Source organism: Bacteroides mediterraneensis (assembly GCF_016900355.1).
In the GTDB taxonomy this organism is placed as follows: Bacteria; Bacteroidota; Bacteroidia; order Bacteroidales; family Bacteroidaceae; genus Phocaeicola.
On record NZ_JACJKA010000034.1, the window covers coordinates 1 to 22,991 of the forward strand.

At 53.1% G+C, this 22,991-nt stretch carries 26 protein-coding genes and 1 riboswitch; of the genes, 19 read left to right on the plus strand and 7 right to left on the minus strand.

Annotated features, from left to right (window positions below; all coding sequences use genetic code 11):
• Window positions 1-377, plus strand: a 377-nt coding sequence (locus H6A28_RS13735) for a hypothetical protein (RefSeq protein WP_204480825.1), incomplete at its 5' end; no start/stop codon positions are given.
• A gap of 37 nt (window positions 378-414) precedes the next feature.
• Window positions 415-1,419: a pyridoxamine kinase gene (locus H6A28_RS13740; RefSeq protein ID WP_239465377.1), complete on the plus strand. Its 1,005-nt coding sequence runs from the start codon at window positions 415-417 to the stop codon at window positions 1,417-1,419.
• An 11-nt stretch (window positions 1,420-1,430) separates the two neighbouring features.
• On the opposite strand, the gene H6A28_RS13745 is transcribed toward H6A28_RS13740, so the two are convergent.
• Genes H6A28_RS13745 through H6A28_RS13755 form a run of 3 tightly spaced genes read right to left on the minus strand, consistent with a single transcriptional unit; the run spans window position 1,431 to window position 3,367 of the window.
• Window positions 1,431-2,021 carry an aminotransferase class IV family protein gene (locus H6A28_RS13745; protein WP_204480827.1) on the minus strand — a complete coding sequence of 197 codons (591 nt, stop codon included), beginning with the start codon at window positions 2,019-2,021 and terminating at the stop codon, window positions 1,431-1,433.
• Complete coding sequence (locus H6A28_RS13750; protein WP_204476433.1) at window positions 2,005-3,009, minus strand: aminodeoxychorismate synthase component I; 1,005 nt, start codon at window positions 3,007-3,009, stop codon at window positions 2,005-2,007. The genes H6A28_RS13745 and H6A28_RS13750 overlap by 17 nt, the downstream gene beginning before the upstream one ends.
• Window positions 3,002-3,367, minus strand: coding sequence for a YbaN family protein (locus H6A28_RS13755; protein WP_204476434.1), 366 nt, complete (start codon window positions 3,365-3,367; stop codon window positions 3,002-3,004). The genes H6A28_RS13750 and H6A28_RS13755 overlap by 8 nt, the downstream gene beginning before the upstream one ends.
• A gap of 169 nt (window positions 3,368-3,536) precedes the next feature.
• Between H6A28_RS13755 and uraH the strand changes: the two genes are divergently transcribed.
• Window positions 3,537-3,944, plus strand: a complete 408-nt coding sequence (gene uraH / locus H6A28_RS13760; RefSeq protein WP_204480832.1) for a hydroxyisourate hydrolase — start codon at window positions 3,537-3,539, stop codon at window positions 3,942-3,944.
• Between the two features lie 18 nt (window positions 3,945-3,962).
• Here uraH and H6A28_RS13765 read toward each other — a convergent pair whose 3' ends face one another.
• On the minus strand, window positions 3,963-4,322 hold the full coding sequence (locus H6A28_RS13765; RefSeq protein WP_148329935.1) for a DUF2023 family protein: 360 nt from the start codon (window positions 4,320-4,322) through the stop codon (window positions 3,963-3,965).
• A gap of 38 nt (window positions 4,323-4,360) precedes the next feature.
• Window positions 4,361-4,867 (minus strand): flavodoxin FldA, encoded by a 507-nt coding sequence (fldA, locus tag H6A28_RS13770; protein ID WP_204476464.1) that lies wholly within the window; start codon window positions 4,865-4,867, stop codon window positions 4,361-4,363.
• Window positions 4,868-5,023: 156 nt separating this feature from the next.
• Between fldA and H6A28_RS13775 the strand changes: the two genes are divergently transcribed.
• The gene (locus tag H6A28_RS13775) at window positions 5,024-5,401 is read left to right on the plus strand and encodes a winged helix-turn-helix transcriptional regulator (protein ID WP_204476436.1); all 378 of its coding nucleotides are present in this window, start codon (window positions 5,024-5,026) and stop codon (window positions 5,399-5,401) included.
• Between the two features lie 23 nt (window positions 5,402-5,424).
• Here H6A28_RS13775 and H6A28_RS13780 read toward each other — a convergent pair whose 3' ends face one another.
• Entirely contained in the window at window positions 5,425-5,886 is a 462-nt protein-coding gene (locus H6A28_RS13780; RefSeq protein WP_204476437.1) for an ester cyclase, read from the minus strand.
• A gap of 370 nt (window positions 5,887-6,256) precedes the next feature.
• Between H6A28_RS13780 and H6A28_RS13785 the strand changes: the two genes are divergently transcribed.
• The 15 genes from H6A28_RS13785 (at window position 6,257) to H6A28_RS13855 (ending at window position 21,847) form a co-directional block, all read left to right on the plus strand.
• On the plus strand, window positions 6,257-6,706 hold the full coding sequence (locus H6A28_RS13785) for a cupin domain-containing protein (protein ID WP_204476438.1): 450 nt from the start codon (window positions 6,257-6,259) through the stop codon (window positions 6,704-6,706).
• Between the two features lie 276 nt (window positions 6,707-6,982).
• Complete coding sequence (locus H6A28_RS13790; RefSeq protein WP_204476465.1) at window positions 6,983-7,729, plus strand: metallophosphoesterase family protein; 747 nt, start codon at window positions 6,983-6,985, stop codon at window positions 7,727-7,729.
• Window positions 7,710-8,381, plus strand: a complete 672-nt coding sequence (locus H6A28_RS13795) for a hypothetical protein (protein WP_204480834.1) — start codon at window positions 7,710-7,712, stop codon at window positions 8,379-8,381. Before H6A28_RS13790 ends, H6A28_RS13795 begins: the two co-directional genes overlap by 20 nt.
• A 72-nt stretch (window positions 8,382-8,453) precedes the next feature.
• Window positions 8,454-8,554, plus strand: a riboswitch (TPP riboswitch).
• 57 nt (window positions 8,555-8,611) lie between these two features.
• Window positions 8,612-8,812: a sulfur carrier protein ThiS gene (gene thiS / locus H6A28_RS13800; RefSeq protein ID WP_204476440.1), complete on the plus strand. Its 201-nt coding sequence runs from the start codon at window positions 8,612-8,614 to the stop codon at window positions 8,810-8,812.
• Complete coding sequence (locus H6A28_RS13805) at window positions 8,802-9,461, plus strand: thiamine phosphate synthase (RefSeq protein WP_204476441.1); 660 nt, start codon at window positions 8,802-8,804, stop codon at window positions 9,459-9,461. The genes thiS and H6A28_RS13805 overlap by 11 nt, the downstream gene beginning before the upstream one ends.
• 588 nt (window positions 9,462-10,049) lie before the next feature.
• The gene (locus H6A28_RS13810; RefSeq protein WP_204480836.1) at window positions 10,050-10,826 is read left to right on the plus strand and encodes a thiazole synthase; all 777 of its coding nucleotides are present in this window, start codon (window positions 10,050-10,052) and stop codon (window positions 10,824-10,826) included.
• A 59-nt stretch (window positions 10,827-10,885) separates the two neighbouring features.
• Complete coding sequence (gene thiC, locus H6A28_RS13815; RefSeq protein WP_204476443.1) at window positions 10,886-12,586, plus strand: phosphomethylpyrimidine synthase ThiC; 1,701 nt, start codon at window positions 10,886-10,888, stop codon at window positions 12,584-12,586.
• A 57-nt stretch (window positions 12,587-12,643) separates the two neighbouring features.
• Window positions 12,644-13,795 carry a 2-iminoacetate synthase ThiH gene (gene thiH, locus H6A28_RS13820; protein ID WP_204476444.1) on the plus strand — a complete coding sequence of 384 codons (1,152 nt, stop codon included), beginning with the start codon at window positions 12,644-12,646 and terminating at the stop codon, window positions 13,793-13,795.
• 106 nt (window positions 13,796-13,901) lie between these two features.
• Complete coding sequence (locus H6A28_RS13825) at window positions 13,902-14,618, plus strand: HesA/MoeB/ThiF family protein (RefSeq protein ID WP_204476445.1); 717 nt, start codon at window positions 13,902-13,904, stop codon at window positions 14,616-14,618.
• 100 nt (window positions 14,619-14,718) lie between these two features.
• Window positions 14,719-16,821, plus strand: coding sequence for a leucine-rich repeat protein (locus H6A28_RS13830; RefSeq protein ID WP_204480838.1), 2,103 nt, complete (start codon window positions 14,719-14,721; stop codon window positions 16,819-16,821).
• A gap of 237 nt (window positions 16,822-17,058) precedes the next feature.
• Window positions 17,059-18,861 (plus strand): hypothetical protein, encoded by a 1,803-nt coding sequence (locus H6A28_RS13835; protein WP_204476447.1) that lies wholly within the window; start codon window positions 17,059-17,061, stop codon window positions 18,859-18,861.
• Between the two features lie 145 nt (window positions 18,862-19,006).
• Entirely contained in the window at window positions 19,007-20,188 is a 1,182-nt protein-coding gene (locus H6A28_RS13840) for a hypothetical protein (RefSeq protein ID WP_204480840.1), read from the plus strand.
• Between the two features lie 170 nt (window positions 20,189-20,358).
• Window positions 20,359-20,577 carry a helix-turn-helix transcriptional regulator gene (locus tag H6A28_RS13845; RefSeq protein WP_204476450.1) on the plus strand — a complete coding sequence of 73 codons (219 nt, stop codon included), beginning with the start codon at window positions 20,359-20,361 and terminating at the stop codon, window positions 20,575-20,577.
• Complete coding sequence (locus H6A28_RS13850) at window positions 20,574-20,903, plus strand: HipA N-terminal domain-containing protein (RefSeq protein WP_204476451.1); 330 nt, start codon at window positions 20,574-20,576, stop codon at window positions 20,901-20,903. Before H6A28_RS13845 ends, H6A28_RS13850 begins: the two co-directional genes overlap by 4 nt.
• A gap of 2 nt (window positions 20,904-20,905) precedes the next feature.
• Entirely contained in the window at window positions 20,906-21,847 is a 942-nt protein-coding gene (locus H6A28_RS13855) for a HipA domain-containing protein (protein ID WP_204480841.1), read from the plus strand.
• Window positions 21,848-22,000: 153 nt separating this feature from the next.
• Here H6A28_RS13855 and H6A28_RS13860 read toward each other — a convergent pair whose 3' ends face one another.
• Window positions 22,001-22,828 carry an SDR family oxidoreductase gene (locus H6A28_RS13860; RefSeq protein ID WP_204476453.1) on the minus strand — a complete coding sequence of 276 codons (828 nt, stop codon included), beginning with the start codon at window positions 22,826-22,828 and terminating at the stop codon, window positions 22,001-22,003.
• Window positions 22,829-22,991: the final 163 nt, after the last annotated feature.

Sequence of the window (22,991 nt, forward strand, 5' to 3'; positions counted from 1 at the left end):
CCAAACGCAAGCCCGTTTTCCGCCCCTCCATCCCCCGGAAATTCCCCATCCTATCCCGAAAAACACGCCAAAATCCTCTAGAAACAAGAAGGGCCCGCCTCCAGATTCCCCCAAACCTCTCCATTTCGCGCCCCAGCCACCTCCTCCAGAAGCCTTCTGAAAAGGGTACCCTCCCCAAAATCGCTATAAAATCCCCACGAAAGCAAAATCAGAAAGACACCCAAATCACGACACAAGCAGCAAAAAGAAACCAAACTACACAAATCGAAATCAACCCGGAAATCGGCTACAAAGCCCCGGATTCCCCCCGGAGCAGCCCTCTGTTTTTTCCCCTCCCCATCCTACAAAATGCACGAAAAAGTTTGCTCGTTCCATAAAAAGTAGCGTCCTTTGTAATTGTAAATTCACAAAACTATGGCAGACAATTACATTGAACGACAATATGAAGCGTATCAGGCACGGAAGGCGGCCTGGGAAAAAGAAAAGAAGTACAAGAAGAAAAAGCCGACATCTCCGTCGGAAACGACTCACCGTCCGGGAGGTTTCCTGAAAAATCAGGTGAAGAAGGTGGCGGCCGTACACGATCTGTCGGGGGTGGGCCACGTATCGCTGATGGCGGTCATCCCGGTACTCTCGTCCATGGGATTCCAGGTGTGTCCGCTGCCCACGGCGGTGCTGTCCACGCACACGCAGTACCCTTCCTACTCCTTCCTCGACCTGACGGAGGAGATGAAGCACATCATCGCGCACTGGGAGCAGATGAACGTACACTTCGACACGTTCTACACGGGCTACCTGGGCTCGCCGCAGCAGGCGCAGATTGTGGAGGAGTTCATCCAGAAGTTCCGCGGCGAGAACGACATGGTGGTGGTTGACCCGGTACTGGGCGACAACGGGCATCTCTACAAGGGCATCACCGAGGAGATGGTGACGGAGATGCGGAAGCTGATCCGGCTGGCGGATGTCATCACGCCGAACCTGACGGAGCTGTACTACTTGCTGGACATGCCGTTCCAAGAGGAGCTGACGGATGCGGAACTGAAGCAGGCGCTGAAGACGCTGTCGGACCAAGGACCGGCCATCGTGATTGCCACGAGCGTACCGGTGAGCGGCGACCCGCGCTCGACGTCGGTCTATGCGTACAACCGCTTCGGCAACCGTTACTGGAAGGTGACTTGCCCGTATCTGCCGGCGCACTATCCGGGCACGGGCGACACGTTCACGAGTGTCATCACGGGCTCGCTGATGCAGGGTGACAGTCTGCCGATTGCGCTCGACCGGGCCACGCAGTTCATCTTGCAGGGCATCCGGGCCACGTTCGGCTATGAGTACGACAACCTGGAGGGGATTATGCTGGAAAAAGTGCTCCACAACCTCGACATGCCGATTCAAATCAGCAGCTACGAGCTGGTGGAGTGACGCGAAGGATATCAATACAGCACCTGGCTCACGGGGAGTTCCACCTCGCCGAAGGGAACCAGGGCGTTGAACAGACGGATGTGCCGGTAGCTTCCGAGGGAGGCGGCCGGGATGTCCGTTTCTTTTATCTGTCCGGTGTCGAGGAGGTGGCGGCGCTGGGTTCCTTCCAGCAGGGGACGCGCGGGAGTGTGCCACTCGCATCCGTCCCAGAGGGCGATGTTGGCGATGGAGGTGTCGGTGAGGAGTCCGTGGCGGACGATGAGCACGTCGTCGGCCCGACCGCGGAGGGCGAAGGCTTCGTCGAGCACGCGGCGGTCGGCCCGTTTGTAGCGGTAGTCGAGGTCGTCGCGCACCACGAGTTGCAGACGGTGTACGGGGCGGACGCGGTAGGGAAAGTATTCCACGCGGACCACGTCGCGGGCGTAGGTCAGGCGGCAGCGGGTGCGTTCCGTATAGGTTTCCGGACGGAGGTAATCCGTCACGTGAAGGTCGGGCACAGGGCCGAAGAAGGCGCGGCGGGTGTCGTTCAGGCGGCGGTCGTGCAGCGGGGCATGCCACACCTTGCCGTCTTCAATGCGGAGGGTTTCAATAAAGAGGCACATAGACTTTCTGTTTCATTTCTTCGTATTCGTTTCGGGCTTCACTGCGGAAGGTGATGCCTCCCCCGCTCTTGAACTGCTTCGTGCCGTCCGACTGCTGTTCCAGGAAGCGGATGAGCACGGCGCTGTCCAGATGGCGTCCGTCGAAATAGCCGGTCACGCCGGTGTAGAAACCGCGGTCGTGGGTCTCGGCTTCGCGGATAATCTGCACGGTGCGGGGCTTCGGGGCGCCGGTGATGGACCCTGCGGGCAGGAGGCTGAAGAAGAGGTCGCCCAGGCGCGAGGGATAGTCTTCGGGCAGGCGGCCGCGGATTTCGGAGCTCATCTGAAGCAGGGGTCCGCGATGGGTGTGCAGCTCGTCGAGGTAGCGGTAGCGGGTCACGGTCACTTCGGTGGCGAAGCGGCTCAGGTCGTTGCGGATGAGGTCGGTGATGGTGGCGTGCTCGGCGGCTTCCTTCGGGTCGGCCAGCAGGCGTTCGCGGGCGGCGGGCAGCGTGGCATCCATCGTGCCCTTCATGGGATGGGAATAGATGAAGCCGTGGGCTATCCGCACGAAGGTTTCGGGCGAGAAGACCACGAAGCGGCGGTGCAGCCAGAGCTTGTAGGGGGCACGGGCGTGGTCGAACACCTGCCGCAGGGTGAGGTCGGTGTCGACGGGGGTGGCGCAGGTGTAGTTCACTAGGAAGGAGTTGCCGCCGTGCAGGTGACGGTGTACGAGGTCGAAGCCGCGGCGGTAGGTCGCAAACGACATCGGGCGGGAGTCCCAGCGGAAGGTCGCGGGATACGGGGTGCGGCGGTCCTCCTCCGGCACATTCGTAGCGCCCGGAAAGGCGAACAGCAGTTCCGAAGGTGGCAGGCGGTGGGGTTCTTCCACCAGGCATTGCTCGCCGGCGTAGTCTATCAGGAAAAAGAACGGACGGCCTTCGCCTCCGAAGTGGTTCATGCGGGCGGCGGCTTCCTTGCGTCCGCAGAAAGAGAGGGTATCAGTCATTTCGTTTGGTTTTGAAGGAACAGAGATAGAGGGTCACTCCTACGGCGATGACGAGCATCATCGCCTTGAGCCAAAAGACATCGAACACCAGGAAGATGCAGTGCAGGGAGGTGAGCCACAGCAGGCTCAGTGCGATAATTTTGGCACGCAGGGGAATGGCACGCGACTCCCGGAAATCGCGGATGTAGGGGCCCAGCAGACGGTGGTTCATCAGCCACTGGTAGGCGCTCGGCGAACTGCGGAAAAAGAGGGCGGCCGACAGCAGCAGAAAGGGTGTGGTGGGCAGCACGGGCAGAAAGATGCCGGCAAGGCCCAGGGCCAGCGACAGAAATCCGAGGGGCAGGTAGATGTATTTCATGGCGCAAAAATACAAGCGAAACGGCACACGCACGGCAGGAGTTTAGTTAATAACCTCAAAATCGGCGGGGCATCGGGAGGGGAAACTTGGTGAAAAGGAAGGGAATTACCATATTTGTAACCGTTACAATCTTGTTTGAATCTTGTTTAACCCTTTAACTGAAAAAATCATGAAGAAACTATTCTGGACTTTCTGTCTGCTGGTGTGGAGCCTAGTGGGCTTCGCGCAGGAAAAGACGTACCAACTTTCGAGCCACATTCTGGACATCCAGCAGGGACAGCCTTCGGCGGGTGTGAAAATCAGTCTCTCGCAACTTCAGCCCGACGGCAAGACCTGGACACTGTTAGAAGAGAAACTGACGGACGAGAACGGACGGGTGAAGGATTTTCTGGAGGGAACGGATGCCCACAAGGGTATCTACCGCCTGACGTATCACGTGGCGCCCTACTTCGAGCGGTTGCAGCAGCCGTCGTTCTACCCCTTCATCGAGGTAGTGTTCGAAATCAAAGACGGCAAGCATTACCACGTGCCAATCACGCTTTCCCCTTACGGATATTCTACGTACAGAGGGAATTAAGAAAGAATGGGAGCCCGGTCAGGCTCCCATTTTCCGTGTCTTGCGGGTGCAATAGCGCTTGCACTGGGCACAGATGTCATAACCCAGCATGGCCCCCAAGATGAAATCCTCTTCGGGTGTGAGGCGGTTCAGGGGGCGCGTCACCATCAGGCGGATGGCGTCGATGCACTCTGCCTTGCCGAAAAAGAGATTGATGCGTTCGTCGTCCACCGGCTGGATCACGAACTGGATGCGCTGGCTTCGCAGGCGTTTCACAGCAAAATCTTCGTAGCGTTTGTTCGTGGTGTACAGCACCATCTGTCGCACGCCTTTCTTCAACTCATAGATGTGGTTGAGAAAGACTTTCAGTTCCACGGGATGAATATCAGGGGTCATCATAGGTTACGGATTTAGAAGAGAGATTGTGAGAAATTTCCTTAGACCAGTTCGGCTTGGAGCTGTGCGGCCCATGCGCTCACACGGTCGTCGGTCCGGTCGCTTTCGTTCACGTCGTCGAGGGCCAGTCCCACGAACTTTCCGTCGGCTGCAGCCACGGAGGCGGAATAGGTGTAATCGCTGTCGTCCACGGCGCCCACAAAGGTGCAGCCGCTGTCTTTCAGGCCTTCATAGAGGAGGCCCATGGCGTCGCAGAAGGTGTCGGAATAAGACTCGGAATCGCCGCAGCCGAAGAGGGCCACTACCTTGCCGGAGAGATGGGCGCCTTGCAGCACCTTGAGTCCGTCGTACCAGTCGTCCTGCAACTCACCGTCGCCCCAGGTGGAGGTGCCCAGAATCAGGGCGTCGTAACTTTCGACCAAAGCCACATCCACCTTGCTTACTTCGTGTACATCTGCCGGGGCAACGCCCAGCTTGTCTGCTATCAGGCGAGCCACCGACTCAGTGGTGCCAGTGGTGGAGCCATAAAAAATACCTGTTTTCTTCATTATGCTACATGTTTGATTTGACACAGCAAAATAACGGCTTCCGGCGCGAATTTGAAATACCTAAAAATTGGGATTTTTGTGGGGCAGTATCTGCGGGTTATTTGCTAACTTTGGGCAGGAAAACAAAAAGGCCGACACTCCGGCGGAAAAACAATTATGAGAAAGAAGGAAGAAAAGAATACCATTATCGAAATCTGTCCGGTGCGGAACGTGATTGCCCGCTTCGGCAACAAATGGGCCTTGCTGGTCATTCTGATTTTGAGCGAACACGAAGTGCTGCGTTTCAGTGAACTGAGGAAACTGATTCCGGATGTGTCGTCGCGGGTGCTGTCGGGTACGCTCCGAACGCTGGAGGCCGACGGACTAGTGAACCGAAAGGTGTATCCCGAGGTGCCGCCCAAGGTGGAGTACAGCCTGACGGAAACAGGACACTCGCTGGTGCCTTTCATCGTCCAGCTGACCGACTGGGCGCAGAAGCACATGAAATCCATCGTAAAACACCGGGAGGAATTCGAAGCTGCCGAAGAAGAGTAGCAGCTTCTTTCCTCGCGGAAGAATTACTTGCTTCCCGGTGCAGGCAGCATACCGAGCTGCATCAGCATGCTGAAAAGGTCGGGCACACCGTGTTCACGGACAATCTTGCCGTCTTTCAGCTCATAGATATTCATGGCCGTCACACGGACGGGTTTGCCGGTGGCGGGCATGCCCATGAAAGGCTGGGTCTGGGTGCCGCTCATCGTGAAACGGATCATCACCTTGTCGCCTTCTGCAATGACTTCTTCGGCTTTCCACTGTACATCGGGCATGGCACCGCGCATCATGCGGAGCACGTCCATATAGCCTTCAAAACCGTGCAACGGCTCCGGCGAAGTGGGGGCATAGAAAATCACTTCGGGGGCAATAATGGCTTCACCTACCGAGCGGTCGCCCGTGTTGATGAAGCGGATAAACTGTTGCATGACTTGTTTGTTTTTTTCCAGGACGGATGCCTGTTCGGGAGTTACTTCATTTTTCATCATCTTACTTGTTTCTTTAAAAGGTCGGGCCGCGGAGGTTTCCGGTGCAGGAAATGCCTGACGGAAGCGGTCTTCGCAGCATTTACGGTGCGAAATTAGTACATTCTTTTCTGACGGACAAGAGGTTACATTTCTTCCGCATAGTAACCTTTTTCTCACTTTTGCTGGATGTCAGCCGGTTGTGGGATGAAAAAATTTTTCGCCCGTGAGTCGGGAAATACCCTCTGCAAAAAAAGCCTAAATCTGCCGGACGTAACCGGCTCGTAGTGAACATTAGTAACCTCTCGGTAACCTACTTACGGGGAGGTGCCTTCTTGCAAGAGCGGAAAGAAGGTAGCAACTTTGCCGGTGAAATCATTAAAACAGTTACACTATGAAACAGATTCAGCAAATTGCAACAGGCGCACATTTTTCCGCCGTGTCCACAGATTCATTCAGCGAATTGAACGAGTATGTATTGCCGGTAGCTCCGGGAATGGAAATTCAGGGAAAGGTATTCATGGGACAGGCGTTGCAGGCCACGGGTGCGGAAATCTCATTCCAGTCGTTCGCCCCGGGAAAGGAGACCGGTTTCCTTCACACGCACCAGACGCACGAGGAACTGTATATCTTCGTGAGCGGAAAGGGAGAATTTCAGGTAGACGGGAAGGTATTCCCCGTGGCGGAAGGAAGCGTAGTGCGCGTGGCTCCCGAAGGCAAGCGCTCGGTGCGCAACAATGGTACGGAACCGCTGGTGATGATTTGCGTGCAGTACAAGGCGAACGCGTTCACGGCGCAAGATGCCACCGACGGACAGATTCTACAGGAGCCGGTGAAGTGGTAACCAGAGCGGCTTCCACCAGACTTCACAGGGAAAGGGGCTGAAAGGCCTCCCCGACTGCCGGATAAGTGTGCAAAAAGTTCTTTGCAAGGGAAATACCGACTTTCAGGACAGAAAATCCGACTTTCTGAAAAACGGACGAACCGCATTTGTGGCTTACCTTTGCACATATAAAATGAATTGCTTATGCGTACTTATCCGACACTCCCTCTTCGTTTCCGCCTGCACTTCCGGCTGATATACGGCTGCCTGTGGGCCTTGCTGTTAGGGGGATGCGACATGATAGAATATCATCCATACGACTTGGACATCGACGGGGAAACGGACGTGAACCGCCGCCACATCGAACAAATCGAGGAGGCTACCCGGGGAAAAGACGAGATACGGTTTGCCGTAATCAGCGACACGCAGCGTTGGTACGACGAGACGGAGGATGCCGTGGAGGCGCTGAACCGACGGGGGGACCTGGATTTCGTGATTCACACGGGCGACTTGTCCGACTTCGGCCTGAAGCTGGAGTTCGAAAAGCAGCGCGACATTCTCAACGGACTGAACGTGCCTTACGTCTGTCTGCTGGGCAACCACGACTGTCTGGCTACGGGACTCGACGTGTTCCGCAAGATATTCGGTGAGGAGGATTTTGCCTTCACCGCCGGCAACGTAAGGTTTCTCTGCCTGAACACCAACGCCTTGGAGTTCGACCACTCATCGGCAGTGCCCGATATCCAGTATATCCGCAATGAAATCGAGAATGTGCCCGAGGGGGTAGAAAAGACCGTAGTGGCCATGCATGCGGGCCCCTTCTCCGAGCAGTTCAACAACAACCTGGCGGAGTATTTCCAATATTACCTGCGGCAGATGCCCGACCTGCAGTTCTGTGTCTACGGCCACGGACACAACCTCAGTGTCGATGACTTCTTCGACGACGGCATCCTGTACTACGAATGTACCTGCGCCAAGAAGCGTGCCTACCTGTTATTCACCCTTAATGCCGACGGCTATGCGTATGAAGTGGTCGATTTTTAAAGGGATACTGGTGGGAGGACTGGCCACAATGGCTCTCCTGCCCCTGCAGGCACAGAATGACTCTGTCGTCCCGACCGTCAGGGAACGGCGGTGGGACCAGCGTACGCACCTGCGCTATGAAGGATGGGAACGCCTGAAACCCACTCACCTGAAATGGCAGTACGCCGGAGGGATGGGACTCAACTCGGTGGGTATAGGCTGGGACTACGGACGCCGCTGCCAGTGGGAAACGGACTTCCTCGTGGGCTTTCTCCCGTCGAAATATGCCGAGAAGTTCCGGCTCACCTTCACCGTGAAACAGAACTACATTCCCTGGAGCATCTGCTTCAAGGAGCACTGGATGGCGGAACCTTTCTATTGCGGACTCTACCTCACGACCATTGCGGGCGAAGAGTTCTGGAAGAAGGAACCGGGACGCTATCCCAACAAATACTACAACTTCAGTACCAAGATGCGGCCCTACCTCTTCGTGGGGCAACGGTTCGGATTCAGTCCCCGCCACGAGCTGGTGCGCCACATCTCCCTCTTCTACGAGCTGAGTACCTGCGAGCTGTACCTCATCAGCAAGGTAACCAACAAGAGTCTCTCGATGCGCGACATTCTCCGCCTCTCGTTCGGCGTGAAGGTACAGCTGTTCAAGGAGCGCCATTGATTGCCTGCAAAAAAAGATAAAAAAGGTACGGCAGCTGTTCGCCGTTTCAAAGTTTTCGTTACCTTTGCCAGAAAGTAAACAAAGGGGTGCCCCAAGGATGCGTCCGGGCTGAGATTATACCCTACGAACCTGATGCGGTTAGTACCGACGAAGGGATTGTTGATTCCGGCCTCTATTTTTCCTTTCCTTTTCTGGACACACTCTTTGGTTTACACAAAAACAAAACGATTATGAAACTATTGGTAAACAACAAAGAGACTGAACTGACACAAGGTCAGACTATTGCCGCACTGGCACAGCAGCTGGAACTTCCGGCACAGGGAGTGGCCATCGCACTGCATAACCGCATGGTTCCGCGTACGGAATGGGAACACACCGTCCTGAAAGAGGGCGACAGCCTGGTCATCATCAAAGCAGCTTGTGGAGGATAAGACTATGGACATGAATCATTTCAAGCTGCAGTTCATCACGCATTTCACCGACACATATTCGTATCTTGACTCGGCCCGCATGGCCCTCGAAGGGGGCTGCCGCTGGGTACAGCTGCGCATGAAGCATGCCTCCGACGAAGAGACAGAAGCTGTGGCCGTGGAGGTACAGAAACTGTGCCGCACGTACGGGGCCACCTTCCTCATCGACGACCGGGTGGAACTGGTGCGCAAGCTGAAGGCCGACGGCGTGCATTTGGGCAAGAACGACATGCCGATAGCTGAAGCGCGGAAAATCTTAGGCAAGGACTTCCTCATCGGGGGTACCGCCAACACGTTCGACGACGTACGAGCCCACTATGAAGCCGGTGCCGACTACATCGGTTGCGGTCCCTTCCGCTTCACCACCACCAAAGAGAAGCTCAGCCCCATCCTCGGCCTCGAAGGCTACCGTTCCATCGTACAGCAGATGAAAGCGGAAGGCATCCACCTGCCCATCGTCGCCATCGGGGGCATCACCCTGGAAGACATCCCCGCCATCCTACAGACCGGTGTGACAGGCATCGCCCTGAGCGGCACCATCCTGCGGGCAGAGAATCCGGTGGAAGAAACGAGGAAAATCGTGAACCAGTTAAAAATGAATAATGAATAACAGAGGACGAAGAATTTGTGGTTGTGTTCATTTTTAGACAGAACTACAACAGAAACAAATTTTTCAAATCCCCTTATTTTCAGACTTTCATCGCAAACTCGCACGCACTTTTGTACGTAAAGAAGTTTCCTCGTTACAGCAAAGAATAAACAAGCAAAGGAACGCAGCCCCAAACTCCACGCCCCTCCTCCCAGCGATTTCACCTCAAAGGAGGAGAAAGCAAAAAGCAAAGCAAGGAGTAAAAAAGCAAGAGCAAGGAACAGAAACAACGAAAGCAAAAGCCCTACCTTCCCACACAGCGATTTCGCCCAAAGGGCGAAGAGCGAAGAGCAAGCCAGCAAAAAAAATCCCGTCCTCAGTTTCAAGGCGAAAAGCGGAGAAGCGGAGCACGGCGAAAAGAAGCGCAGGCTGTTTGAGCGAAGCGAGTTCCTGCGTTTCCGCCGGGTGAAGCCTCGTAGCCGCCTTGAAACTGCAGACGGCGGTTTTTCTTTTTGTTACCTTTTTCTTTTTGCCGCCAAAAAGAAAAAGGAAGAACGAGCCAAAAGAAAAAGTAAAAGCAAAAACAAACCCAAAAACATATATAGAACAATGGAAAAACTAATCATTGCGGGAAAAGAATTCGACTCCCGCTTGTTCCTGGGAACAGGAAAATTCAACTCCAACCAAGTCATGGAAGAAGCCATTCTCGCTTCCGGCACCCAGATGGTGACCGTCGCCATGAAACGTATCGAACTTGAGAACAAGGAAGACGACATGCTGAAACACATCGTCCACCCGAATATCCAACTCCTTCCGAACACCTCCGGCGTGCGTACCGCAGAAGAAGCCGTGTTCGCCGCACAGATGGCCCGCGAAGCCTTCGGCACCAACTGGCTGAAACTGGAAATCCATCCCGACCCACGCTACCTGTTGCCCGACTCTACCGAGACCCTGAAGGCTACGGAAGAGCTCGTGAAACAAGGTTTCGTGGTACTGCCCTACTGCCAGGCCGACCCGACCCTCTGCAAACGTCTGGAAGAAGCTGGAGCCGCTACCGTGATGCCGCTGGCTGCCCCCATCGGTACCAACAAGGGATTGCAGACCCGCGACTTCCTGCGCATCATCATCGAGCAGAGCAACGTGCCAGTGGTAGTGGATGCCGGTATCGGAGCTCCGAGCCATGCCGCTGAAGCCATGGAGATGGGTGCTGCCGCCTGTCTGGTGAACACCGCCATCGCCGTAGCCGGAAACCCGGTGGAAATGGCCATCGCCTTCAAGGAAGCTGTCATCGCCGGACGCCGTGCCTACGAAGCCGGACTGGGCGCGCAGGCCGACAACCTGGTAGCTTCCGCTTCCTCTCCCCTCACTTCTTTCTTGAATGAGTAAATCCTGATTTTATCCACCGGTGGAGGTCTTTCCTCCACCCGCAAACAAGCCCGATTTATATGGAAAAAGAAAAAGACCAAAAAGCATACGCCCATGCCGAGAAAGCCTACATGCAGGGCACCTTATTCCCCTTCATCAAGGTAGGCATGCAGAAAGTGAACCTCACCCCCACGGTGACTGTAGTCGACGGAAAGAAAGTGATGACCCCCAACGACCCGGTGTACGTGTACGACACCAGCGGCCCGTTCAGCGACCCGAACATCCAGATTGACCTGAAGAAAGGACTGCCGCGCATGCGCGAGAACTGGATCACTTCCCGCGGCGACGTGGAACAGCTGCCGTCCATCACCTCGGAATACGGAAAGATGCGCCGCGACGATCCCTCGCTCGACCACCTGCGCTTTGAGCACATCGCCCTGCCCTACCGCGCCAAGGAAGGCCACTGCTGCACGCAGATGTACTACGCCAAACAGGGCATCATCACGCCGGAAATGGAGTACGTGGCCATCCGCGAGAACATGAACTGCAAGGAGCTGGGCATCGACACCTACATCACGCCGGAGTTCGTGCGCGACGAGATTGCCGCCGGACGGGCCGTGCTGCCTGCCAACATCAACCACCCGGAATCGGAACCAATGATCATCGGCCGTAACTTCCTGGTGAAAATCAATACCAACATCGGTAACTCGGCCACCACGTCGAGCATCGACGAGGAAGTGGACAAGGCCGTGTGGAGCTGCAAATGGGGCGGCGACACACTGATGGACCTGTCGACAGGTGCCAACATCCACGAGACACGCGAATGGATTGTGCGCAACTGTCCGGTACCGGTGGGCACCGTGCCCATCTACCAGGCACTGGAGAAGGTGAACGGCAAGGTGGAAGACCTGACGTGGGAAATCTACCGCGACACCCTCATCGAGCAGTGCGAGCAGGGAGTGGACTACTTCACCATCCATGCCGGTATCCGCCGTCACAACGTGCACCTGGCCGACAAGCGCCTGTGCGGCATCGTGAGCCGCGGCGGAAGCATCATGAGCAAGTGGTGCCTCATCCACGACCAGGAATCGTTCCTCTACGAGCACTTCGACGACATCTGCGACATCCTGGCACAGTATGACGTGGCCGTGTCATTGGGCGACGGGTTGCGTCCGGGCTGTATCGCCGACGCCAACGATGAAGCACAGTTTGCCGAACTCGACACGATGGGCGAACTGGTGACCCGTGCGTGGGCGAAGAACGTGCAGGCCTTCATCGAAGGTCCGGGACACGTGCCCTTGCACAAAATCCGCGAGAACATGGAGCGTCAGATCAGCCACTGCCACAACGCGCCGTTCTACACCCTCGGACCGCTGGTGACCGACATCGCCCCGGGTTACGACCACATCACTTCGGCTATCGGTGCCGCACAAATCGGCTGGCTGGGTACGGCCATGCTGTGCTACGTCACCCCGAAAGAACACCTGGGTCTGCCCAACCGGGAAGACGTGCGTACGGGTGTCATCACCTACAAGATCGCCGCCCATGCCGCCGACCTGGCCAAAGGTCATCCGGGTGCACAAATCCGCGACAATGCCCTGAGCAAAGCCCGCTACGAGTTCCGCTGGCGCGACCAGTTCCACCTGAGCCTCGACCCCGACCGTGCGCTGGAATACTTCAACGAGGGACGTCACACCGACGGCGAGTACTGCACCATGTGTGGTCCGAACTTCTGTGCGATGAAACTCAGCCGCGACTTGAAAACAATTGAGAATAAATAATGGGAAGACCTCAAGCCGCTGTGTTTAACTTTTAATTTTTAACTATTAACTGCAGAAATGTTTAGTGACGAATTAGAAAAAATAAGCTGGGAGGAGACGACCAAGGCCATCTACTCCAAAACCGAGGCCGACGTGATCCGGGCACTCGGAAAATCACGGTGCGACGTAGACGACTTCATGGCACTGATCTCGCCGGCTGCCGAAAAGTTCCTTGAACCGATGGCACACCTCAGCAAGAAATATACCGAAGAACGGTTCGGACGTACCATCTCCATGTTCATTCCGCTCTACCTTACCAACTCGTGCACCAACTCGTGCGTGTACTGCGGTTTCCACATCAGCAACCCGATGGCCCGCACCATCCTTACGCCGGAGGAAATCGAAAACGAGTACAAGGCCATCAAGAAGCTGGCTCCGTTTGAGAACCTGCTGATTGTGACGGGCGAAAACCCGGCCAAGGCGGGTGTGCCTTACCTGGCCAAAGCCCTCGACCTGGCGAAACCGTATTTCTCCAACCTGAAGATTGAGGTGATGCCGCTCAAGACGGAAGAGTATGCCGAACTGGTGCACCACGGACTGAACGGCGTAATCTGTTTCCAGGAAACGTACAACAAGGCCCGCTACAAAGTATATCATCCGCGTGGCATGAAATCGAAGTTCGAATGGCGTGTCAACGGATTCGACCGCATGGGACAGGCCGGCGTACACTCCATCGGCATGGGTGTGCTCATCGGACTGGAGGACTGGCGTACGGATGTAACCATGATGGCTTACCACCTGCGCTACCTGCAGAAACATTACTGGAAGACGAAATACAGCGTGAACTTCCCGCGCATGCGTCCGGCCGAGAACGAGGGTTTCCAGCCCAACGTCATCATGAGCGACAAGGAACTGGCACAGGTGACTTTCGCCATGCGTATCTTCGACCACGACGTGGACATCTCCTACTCTACGCGTGAACCGGCAAACATCCGAGACCACATGGCTACGCTGGGTGTGACGACCATGAGTGCCGAGAGCAAGACGGAACCGGGCGGCTACTATACCTATCCGCAGGCCCTGGAACAGTTCCACGTAAGCGACGAACGTACCGCCGTGGAAGTAGAGAAAGCCTTGAAAGCGGTAGGCCGCGAACCGGTATGGAAAGACTGGGACGCTTCGTTCGACCACGTGGCACAGGCCATGGCTCAGGCGGCTCCGGTACGCTGAAAAGCGTTCCGGAACATCCATTCTTCAGAAGGCATCCGGAGGCCATTTTCCCGACTTCCGGGTGCCTTCTGTCATTTTTACTCACCCTTTATTCCCTTCTCACCTTATGAAACTGACCGAAAAAGAAACCGCACGCTATAACCGACAGATTCTGCTCGACGAAATCGGCGAAGCTGGACAACTCCTTCTGAAACAGGCCCGCGTGCTCATCGTGGGAGTGGGCGGACTGGGTTCGCCCGTGGCCCTCTACCTGGCCGGTGCCGGAGTGGGCACCATCGGACTGATTGACGACGACACCGTGAGCGAGACCAACCTCCAGCGGCAGGTGCTCTACAGCGAACCTGAAATCGGGCTCTCCAAGGCGGAACAGGCCAAACTGCGCCTGCAGGCCCTCAACTCCGACATCCGTGTGGAGGCCTGGAACGAACGACTCACCCCACAGAACGCCGAATGCCTCATCGCCAACTACGACATCGTGGTGGACGGATGCGACAATTTCCGCACGCGCTACCTCATCAACGACACCTGTGTGCGGCTGGACAAGGTGTACGTGTACGGAGCCATCCGTGAGTTCGACGGACAGGTCTCCGTGTTCAACTACCAGGGCGGTCCCGACTACCGCACCCTCTTCCCCGACGAAGAAGGCATGCGGACCATGCCCCATCCGTCGAAGGCCGTGCTGGGTGTCACACCGGGTGTAGTGGGCTGCGTGGAAGCCAACGAAACGATGAAGGTCATCCTGGGCAGTCCGCACGCACTGAGCGGTCGGCTCTGGCACATCGACCTGAAAAGCATGGAAAGTTACGTCATCTCGCTGGTGTAACCCCAATAAACAGACCGCAAATCACGGTTTTCCGTGATGTATACTTCATTCCATCACTTTACTTTTGTATATATATAAAACATCTTATTTTATCTTCACTATGAACAAGAGTAAAGCATTAACAGCCCTGAAATCACTGCTGGTTTCAGGCTGTGCCTTTTTGGTATGGAGCATGGCCCCCCTGCTCCTTTCCTCTACCCTCACCTCGTGCGAAAAACTGGAAGAACTTTTCGGAGGCGGCAATGACGAAGAAGGCGACGGAGACGGAAACATTTCAGGCAATCTGAACGGAGTGGGTACTACCGACGGAACAGCCCCTTATTTCCAATTGGAAACAACCCGCATCGAACTGCCAGCCATAAGAAGCGAAGAAGGCGTACAAGTGAAATGCCGGACTAATATCATGAATATGCACTATGTGCTGGAAAAATTCAAGAAACTCAACGAAGGTGAACTGACCAGCCCAGAAGATTATTCGTTTATCCTGGAAAATCCGGAATATTCGTACCATAGCGAAGACTTCCTGCCGTATTATACCAACTATTCCAGCGAGAAACAAACCGACAACCTGCTGATATATGCCACCGACAAAGACAGTTTGCTGGCCACCCTCCCCATCGAACAGGCAGCAGCCCCTCATATCAGCGTGACCAAGGCAGAAGCCGGTGTCAATGAAATCACACTGACGCTGGAAGGCAAGAACGAAGCCTGTTTCTACTCTACCTACATTTCGACCGACAGTATTCCACTGTATCAAGTGAGGGAGGACCTGAAAAACGGAGGTTCAGGACTTCCTTTTGAATATACCTTCGACCTCAGCGTTCAGCCTACTTACACATTCTCCGGACTGACGGAAGCAACCAAATACTACATCTATCTACAGGGCGGTACACAACCAGGGGCTCTATATGGAGTATCGCTGTACACCGTCACTACTGCCATGCGTGGCAAGGAAGACGCACTGATACTGGAATATGCACTGAACAACCTGAACAACCGCACGGTGTATCTTCCGTTTGAAGGGAAAGTAAAAGGAGTCATCGACTGGGGCGACGGTGTAACCGAAAGCATCGACAAGGAGAACCTCACCTCGTCCGACCTGTCGCACGCTTATGCCCAAGGTGCAGAATCTACCGTGGAAGTAGCTTTCAAGGGTACGGTGGAAACACTGACGACCACCAACTCTCCAAAAGGAGAAGTCCTCAAAGCTTCACTGACCGGCATTACACAATGGGGTACGCCCGAACTGAAAAGACTCAGTCTTCAGGATGCCATCGCCCTGAAACATCTGGCCCCCGATACCAAGGGAGCACTGTCTGCCATTACCGATTTCACTTCCTGCTTTGAAGGCTGTACCAGTCTGGCAAACATTCCCGAAGGCTTGTTTGCCATGGCCACCGGTGCTCGTTCTTTTGACTATACCTTCAAGGACTGCACGAGCCTGTCCGCTCTTCCGTCGGATTTGTTTGCTCACAATGCCAGTGCGACCTCGTTCAACGGCACGTTCTACTGCTGTGAAGGACTGGAAACACTTCCGGAATCACTGTTTGCCGGTACCCCATCGGCCTATTCCATGAATGAAATCTTCTACGGATGTACGTCACTGAAGGAATTACCGGCCAACCTGTTCAAAGGACACTACAATCTGGGCTATCTGAAATGTGTCTTTACCGGCTGCAGCTCTCTCACCAGCCTGCCCGAAGGGTTGTTCAAAGACTGTAGCGGAGTGATCAGCCTCGGTACAGTGTACGATACACGCAACTACGCCCTGGGTATCTTTGCGCGATGCACTTCACTGAAAACCATCCCCGCCAACCTGTTCGCTTCCATGACAAAAGTAACCCTCATGCCGGGCATCTTCTATGAATGCAAGGCACTCACAAACATTCCGGAAGGCCTGTTCGACCACAATCCGGAAGTAATCTATATCAGTTACTCATTCGAAGGATGCAGCAACCTGCAAAGTGTACCAGCCGGCCTGTTCGACAAAATGCGCATATTACAGAGCACTACCCGATTGTTCTACGGTTGCCAGTCGCTTACCGGTGAATCACCCTATACCCTGATAAACGGAAAGAAAGTACACTTGTATGAACGTCAGAACTATCCGACCGAGTTTCTGGAAATCACCAATCACAACAATACATTCGGAAACTGTACAAACTTGACCGACCATGAATCCATGCCGAATGACTGGCGATAATTCTTTTACGATTTTTGCATAAACATGTCCCCTTCTGACAGGTATTCTTGCCGTTTCAGGAGGGGATTTTTTCTATAAGTCTCTATTATTCCGCCCATATAAAAACATTAAAAGCCCCATCAATTATTTACCTTCATACAAACACCTTCTCTTAGAAATCGTTATTTTTGCTCATATGAAACTACTTTTTATCACTTTTTGTCTTTAATTATGAGAAAAAACAACACATTTGCAACCATGAAAACCTTATTGGTTTCAGGCTATGCCCTCTTGGTTTGGGGCATGATTCCTCTGGTTCTGAGCTCCACCTTCACCTCGTGCGGAAAACTGGAGGAGTTGCTCAACGGAGGAGAAGAAGAGGAAGAAGACTACAATTATCCAGACAGCAACTATGAGGTAATAACCAACGACGGAGCTGCCCCCTACTTCGAACTGGAAACAACCAGTATCACCCTGCCAGCTGTAAGAAGCGAGGAAGGCATGCAGGTGAAGTATCAAACCAACATCTCCAATTTGCACTACATATTGGAAAAATACAAAAAATACAATGAAGGTGAACTGCCTGCAACGGACGGATATCCTTCCTTCATACTGGAATACCCGGAAGGCGATTTCTATGCCGGCGACACACCGACTGTCTCCTATTTGACGAACTACACCGCCGAGAAGCAGACCGACAACCTGCTGATTTACGCCTACGACAATGACAGTCTGCTGGCCACCATCCCCATCGAGCAGGAAGTAGGCCCCTCTGTGAGCGTCACCAAGACAGAAACCACCACCAACTCCATCACCCTGACACTGGAAGGACAACACGATGCCACCTGCTATGCGGCCCTCATCAGTCAGGACACCATTCCTTTGTCGGATATCCTCAACGGAATCAGGTACGGCGCTCCCCTCGCTGAAGACATCTACAGCCTTCAGGACCAGCCTTCCATCACTTTCTCCAACCTGACAGAAGCCACAAAATACTACATCTACCTACAGGGAGGTACAGACCAGAAAGCCATGTGCGGAATCAGCCTGTACACCGTCACCACTTCAATGCGCGGCATAGAAGATGCCCTCATCATGGAATACAAGCTAAGTGCCCTGAACAACAACACCGTATACCTTCCCTTTGAAGGTCAGGTGAGAGGAGTCATCGACTGGGGAGACGGTACCACTGAAACCATCGGCGACCAATATGTCACTTCCGCCACTTTGTCGCATACGTACGGCGAAGGTATTTCCTCCACGGTATCTGTGACGTTCAAGGGTACCGTGGAAGCCCTGAGCACCTCTGGTTACTCGGCCCAGGTAGAAGTGCTCAAGGCATCTCTGCTGGGAATTACCCAATGGGGAGATCCGGAACTCCAGAGAATCAACCTGCAGGGTGCCATCGCCCTGAACTACTTGGCCACCGACACCAAAGGAGCTTTGGCTAACGTGACCGATTTCAGCAACTGTTTCTACGGCTGCACTAGCCTAACCAGCCTGCCCGAAGGTCTGTTTGCAAAGGCCACCAGCGCTACAAACTTCAACTATGCCTTCGGTGGCTGTACGGGTCTGACCACACTCCCGTCCGACTTGTTTGCACAGAATGCTGAAGCGACTTTGTTCACCGGTACCTTCTATCAATGTACTTCACTGGAAACGCTCCCAGCGACACTTTTCGCAGGAGCTGTCAAGGCTGCGGCCTTCAACAAAACCTTCTATGAATGTAGCTCGCTCACCGCGCTGCCCGAAGGATTGTTCGACCATAACGCGAACGTAAGCGACATCAGTCAGGCATTCAGTCACTGCACCAAGTTGAAACAGATTCCTGTGACCCTTTTCGACCACATGCGTATGCTGCAGACCACCAGCGAAATGTTCTACAACTGTGCCTCCCTCACAGGCGAATCCCCCTACACCGTAATCAACGGCTCAAAGGTACACCTGTATGAACGCCAGAACTACCCGAGTGAGTTCCTGAAAATAGACAATCACAGCAACACTTATCTCAACTGTACCGGGCTGTCCGATTATGGCTCCATCCCAGAAGAGTGGAAATAACTTGCGCCTTGCTGGCAAGCACCGTCCCCTCCTGAAACGGCAAAAATCCCTTTCAGGAGGGGATTTTTTGTCGTGCAAGAATCACGATTCCATTTTTTTCTTACCTTTGAAAAAAGAACCTTCATTTTCAAACCTTAATACGCTCATGCACACAAACCGCCTCACCGGAATCTTACTGGTATTCCTCAGCCTTTTCTGTCTGACCAGCTGCGACGACGTGAACTTTCCCACCTTCACATTCAATGAAAACGGAGTAAGCGAACCGACATCTCTCACCCCCATCACTTCCGCACGTTTTGAGGAAGCCGTGGTGGGATACGGATGGAAACACGTCCACACCTACGAAATCAATCCCGACGGCACTTGCCAGACGCAGGATTATTACAAAGACTTAGATGGCGCCGGGCCAATCCAATATTATGTGGAAAGCCACTCGTCCCTGAAAGCATACATGTACGTGGATGCCTATCCTGCATTGGGGTTCCGGACTTATACCTATACTTACTCGGATGAGAACCGTCTGCTCGACGGCCAGCGCACGGTGTTCCAGCTACTCTCCGTCAACGGCGACACGATGGAGCTACTTGTCCACCTGGGAGTGCGGGCAGAAGGAACCGATATCTACGGCTATTCCATCTATCAGCGGATGACGGCGCAGGAACTGGAAGATGTGCAGAAAACATATCACACAGATTTGTCGGACGTCCGCGACCTCACCGTATCGGTACAGGAAAATCCGCTCATCATCTCCGGAAAAGAAACGGAATTCGACGTACTGAGCAGCAACGGTCCTTTCATTTTTAAACCAGCCAGAGAAGGCAGTTGCGAAATCACCTCACAAGGAAACCATGTCAAGGTCAAACTGTTGAGCAACGGGACATGCCTCACGGGGTACGACCGCTTGCAACACTGTGTGGTGATCATCTTCTCTACCGACGAGGAACTGGAACCGAAAGGAACGGACCTCTACGACTTCACGTACACAGAAATCACCGTCAATTCGAAAAAGCAGCTCTTTGCCCCCGACGGTCACGAAATCTCCTACGACCACGGCAGCATGGAAGTCACCCCGCGCAAAGAATACACTGGAAGCATCCTGAGCCAGTATGCTCCCGTAGCCCTGCTTGCGGTGGACGCAAACGGACAGGCACGCTATCTGCAAATGAACAGCGGCAAAATCAGCTTTAAGGACCTCCTTCCGCAAGAAGTGATTGACCAGCTGACAGAAGGTACAGACGGGGCTTCTCTCACCTACAAGCTGGAACTAATTACGCCCGACTGCGAAGTGTTCCAGGTGCTGCCTTTCAAAATCACCTATAAAAAATAGGGTAAGTTTCATAAAACTAATCCGTCCGCCAGATTATTTACTCACAAATAGATTACAAATTATAAATACACCCTTTCGGGTATAAACATTAGGCAGATAGATTAATTTTATACCTTAAAGGGTATAATGAAAGAAAAATTCATTATATTTACACCCAAAAGGGTATAATCATGGAACAAACCACACTCTCTAAGTATGTAAAAGACATGCGCAAGCAATACAATCTGACGCAGGTGGAACTATCTGAAAAATCAGGAGTAGGCTTACGTTTTGTCCGTGAACTGGAACAAGGCAAACAAACTCTCCGGCTGGATAAAGTAAATCAGATACTGAATCTTTTCGGGAGCGAAGTCGGTGCAGTCCCCATTTCAAAAGAAGATAAACCATGAAACAGGCGATTGTATATTTGCGTGGCATAAAAGCCGGTATCCTTACAGAAGATGAAAATGGATATACTTTTCAGTATACTCCGGAATTTCTGGCCTCAAACAAAGCAGAAGCCATCAGTCTGACCCTTCCCCTCACCGAACAGCCATATCAGAACAAAGTGCTGTTTCCTTTCTTTGACGGTCTGATACCCGAAGGCTGGCTGCTTAATATCGCTGAAAAAAACTGGAAAATCGACGGTCGGGACCGGATGTCCCTGCTATTAGCCTGTTGCAAGGACTGTATTGGAGCCGTAGGTGTAGAACCTTTATTTAAAGAAGAGGAATAATTATGTCCAAATGTCTATATTGCTACAAAGAGTTGACGGAAGGTGAACATGACTTTCACAAAACTTGTTCTAGAAAATTGTTCGGCACTCCTATAGTGCCGGAACTCCCCTATACTCGTCAAAATCTGAATGAACTTGCCTGGCAAGTAATACGTAGCCAGACCACATTGACTGGTGTTCAAGCCAAACTGTCACTGGACATCCACAAGAAGAGCCCTCATGAAGCAGAACGTTTTACCATTGTAGGGTTATGGGGAAGATACATTCTGAAACCACAAACGGAGCGTTTTGAGCAATTGCCCGAAATAGAAGACTTAACCATGCATCTGGCAGAACTTGCCAGGATAAAAGTGGTACCTCACAGCCTTATCCGTTTTGCGGACGGAGAGCTTTGTTATATCACCCGTCGCATTGACCGTACGGAAAAAGGAGAGAAACTAGCCATGGAGGACATGTGCCAACTAACCGAGCGGCTGACAGAATATAAATATAAAGGATCTTACGAGCAAATTGCCAAAACCATACAAAAATATTCCTCCATACCCAAACTTGACCTGGTCAATTATTGGGAGGAAGTAGTATTTTCCTGGATTACAGGCAATGCCGACATGCACTTAAAAAATTTCTCACTGTATAGCCTACAGCAAGGAGTTTACACCCTCACCCCAGCCTATGATTTACTATCAACCGCATTGGTCATGCCGGAAGATACAGAAGAACTGGCATTGACACTTAACGGGAAAAAACGTAAAATCAAGAAAACAGATTTTATCGTATCCATGCAGGCTTCGGGGCTGGAAGATAAAATTATAGAAAATTTATTTTGCAAGTTTCTTAAAGTCCAAAGCAAATGGATGGAATTCATTGACCTTTCTTTTTTATCGGATGAAATGAAAGAGACATATAAAACGTTTATCACTGAAAAATTAAAAATACTTGCTTAAAACAATTACACATTGCCGTCATGAAACTAATCCATCCGCTTCCCATAGAACGATATTCCGGTATCACCACCTCCGCACCCAGCACAAACAATTTGGCAAGTTCTTACTCGCAGACTTCGTGGTATCTGGCTACGCATTGATTATGTGTTATCTCTATTCCAGATTCGATCCATAAAAATATGCCGCCGTAGCACCTCCATCTACCAGAAAATCAGACCCGGTGATAAAGGCCCCCCGGTTGCTTATCAACAGTTCGGCCACATTCGCCACCTCGTCGGCCGTGCCGGGACGATGCGCCGGACACTGGGTAAACATCTTCTTATAGAACTCACCACGCACCCCGTTGAACTCGTCAAGTGCCAGTGGGGTGACAATAATTCCCGGAGAAATGGAATTCAGACGGGCGCCCCGTTCTCCCCATCTCACTGCCTCCGCCATGACGCGCTTCACGTTGCAACGCTTGGCCAGCTGGTAGGCATGGAGCGTATCGCGGATGTGCGACGGTTGCAGCACCTCCAGACTCAGCAATTCTTCCGTCGGTGTGCAAGCCAGCTGCGCATCGATTTCAGCACCAAGGGCCGGCAAGCGGTGTCCGGACTGACTGGATACCGTCACGCCTGCCCCTCCCGGCCGGATAACCTTTCCCACTTCTTCCAGCAGTACCGCCGTACCATATAAGTCGACTTTCAGGATGGTCTCTATCGAAGCTTGCGAAGGGGACACCCCTGCCGCATCAACCAGCATGGCTATCTCTCCATATTGCTGTGCCGTCTCAATCAGTCCGAGGATTGAGGCGCGCAACGACAAGTCCATCTCCACCGGAAGCACATCAAATCCGGCACGGTTCATCGTATCGGCCACGGCCTGCGCATTTTCCATCCGCTTGTCGCCGACCACAATCTTCATTCCATATCCCATCCGCCGGGCTATCGCCATACCGATTTGTCCGGCACCTGTAAGCAACATTACCTCTTTTTTCATCTTGTCTCCTTTTAATATTTCAATTTCTGAAGCCAGTAGAGTTTATATCGAATAATTGATTAAAGCGTTCTTTGACTTATCTTTGTGGTCTAAAAGGTTCAATTGATGTATTACGACAAGATTCGCCACCGTTATAGCCAAGTGCTTGCAGCGACAGGATTAA

Excerpts from the sequence above, each read along its gene's own strand:
- H6A28_RS13740 (WP_239465377.1), top strand. The coding sequence starts at position 415 with ATGGCAGACAATTACATTGAACGACAATATGAAGCGTATCAGGCACGG.
- H6A28_RS13745 (WP_204480827.1), bottom strand. The coding sequence starts at position 2,021 with ATGTGCCTCTTTATTGAAACCCTCCGCATTGAAGACGGCAAGGTGTGG.
- H6A28_RS13750 (WP_204476433.1), bottom strand. The coding sequence starts at position 3,009 with ATGACTGATACCCTCTCTTTCTGCGGACGCAAGGAAGCCGCCGCCCGC.
- H6A28_RS13755 (WP_204476434.1), bottom strand. The coding sequence starts at position 3,367 with ATGAAATACATCTACCTGCCCCTCGGATTTCTGTCGCTGGCCCTGGGC.
- uraH (WP_204480832.1), top strand. The coding sequence starts at position 3,537 with ATGAAGAAACTATTCTGGACTTTCTGTCTGCTGGTGTGGAGCCTAGTG.
- H6A28_RS13765 (WP_148329935.1), bottom strand. The coding sequence starts at position 4,322 with ATGATGACCCCTGATATTCATCCCGTGGAACTGAAAGTCTTTCTCAAC.
- fldA (WP_204476464.1), bottom strand. The coding sequence starts at position 4,867 with ATGAAGAAAACAGGTATTTTTTATGGCTCCACCACTGGCACCACTGAG.
- H6A28_RS13775 (WP_204476436.1), top strand. The coding sequence starts at position 5,024 with ATGAGAAAGAAGGAAGAAAAGAATACCATTATCGAAATCTGTCCGGTG.
- H6A28_RS13780 (WP_204476437.1), bottom strand. The coding sequence starts at position 5,886 with ATGATGAAAAATGAAGTAACTCCCGAACAGGCATCCGTCCTGGAAAAA.
- H6A28_RS13785 (WP_204476438.1), top strand. The coding sequence starts at position 6,257 with ATGAAACAGATTCAGCAAATTGCAACAGGCGCACATTTTTCCGCCGTG.
- H6A28_RS13790 (WP_204476465.1), top strand. The coding sequence starts at position 6,983 with ATGATAGAATATCATCCATACGACTTGGACATCGACGGGGAAACGGAC.
- H6A28_RS13795 (WP_204480834.1), top strand. The coding sequence starts at position 7,710 with ATGAAGTGGTCGATTTTTAAAGGGATACTGGTGGGAGGACTGGCCACA.
- thiS (WP_204476440.1), top strand. The coding sequence starts at position 8,612 with ATGAAACTATTGGTAAACAACAAAGAGACTGAACTGACACAAGGTCAG.
- H6A28_RS13810 (WP_204480836.1), top strand. The coding sequence starts at position 10,050 with ATGGAAAAACTAATCATTGCGGGAAAAGAATTCGACTCCCGCTTGTTC.
- thiC (WP_204476443.1), top strand. The coding sequence starts at position 10,886 with ATGGAAAAAGAAAAAGACCAAAAAGCATACGCCCATGCCGAGAAAGCC.
- thiH (WP_204476444.1), top strand. The coding sequence starts at position 12,644 with ATGTTTAGTGACGAATTAGAAAAAATAAGCTGGGAGGAGACGACCAAG.
- H6A28_RS13825 (WP_204476445.1), top strand. The coding sequence starts at position 13,902 with ATGAAACTGACCGAAAAAGAAACCGCACGCTATAACCGACAGATTCTG.
- H6A28_RS13830 (WP_204480838.1), top strand. The coding sequence starts at position 14,719 with ATGAACAAGAGTAAAGCATTAACAGCCCTGAAATCACTGCTGGTTTCA.
- H6A28_RS13835 (WP_204476447.1), top strand. The coding sequence starts at position 17,059 with ATGAAAACCTTATTGGTTTCAGGCTATGCCCTCTTGGTTTGGGGCATG.
- H6A28_RS13840 (WP_204480840.1), top strand. The coding sequence starts at position 19,007 with ATGCACACAAACCGCCTCACCGGAATCTTACTGGTATTCCTCAGCCTT.
- H6A28_RS13845 (WP_204476450.1), top strand. The coding sequence starts at position 20,359 with ATGGAACAAACCACACTCTCTAAGTATGTAAAAGACATGCGCAAGCAA.
- H6A28_RS13850 (WP_204476451.1), top strand. The coding sequence starts at position 20,574 with ATGAAACAGGCGATTGTATATTTGCGTGGCATAAAAGCCGGTATCCTT.
- H6A28_RS13855 (WP_204480841.1), top strand. The coding sequence starts at position 20,906 with ATGTCCAAATGTCTATATTGCTACAAAGAGTTGACGGAAGGTGAACAT.
- H6A28_RS13860 (WP_204476453.1), bottom strand. The coding sequence starts at position 22,828 with ATGAAAAAAGAGGTAATGTTGCTTACAGGTGCCGGACAAATCGGTATG.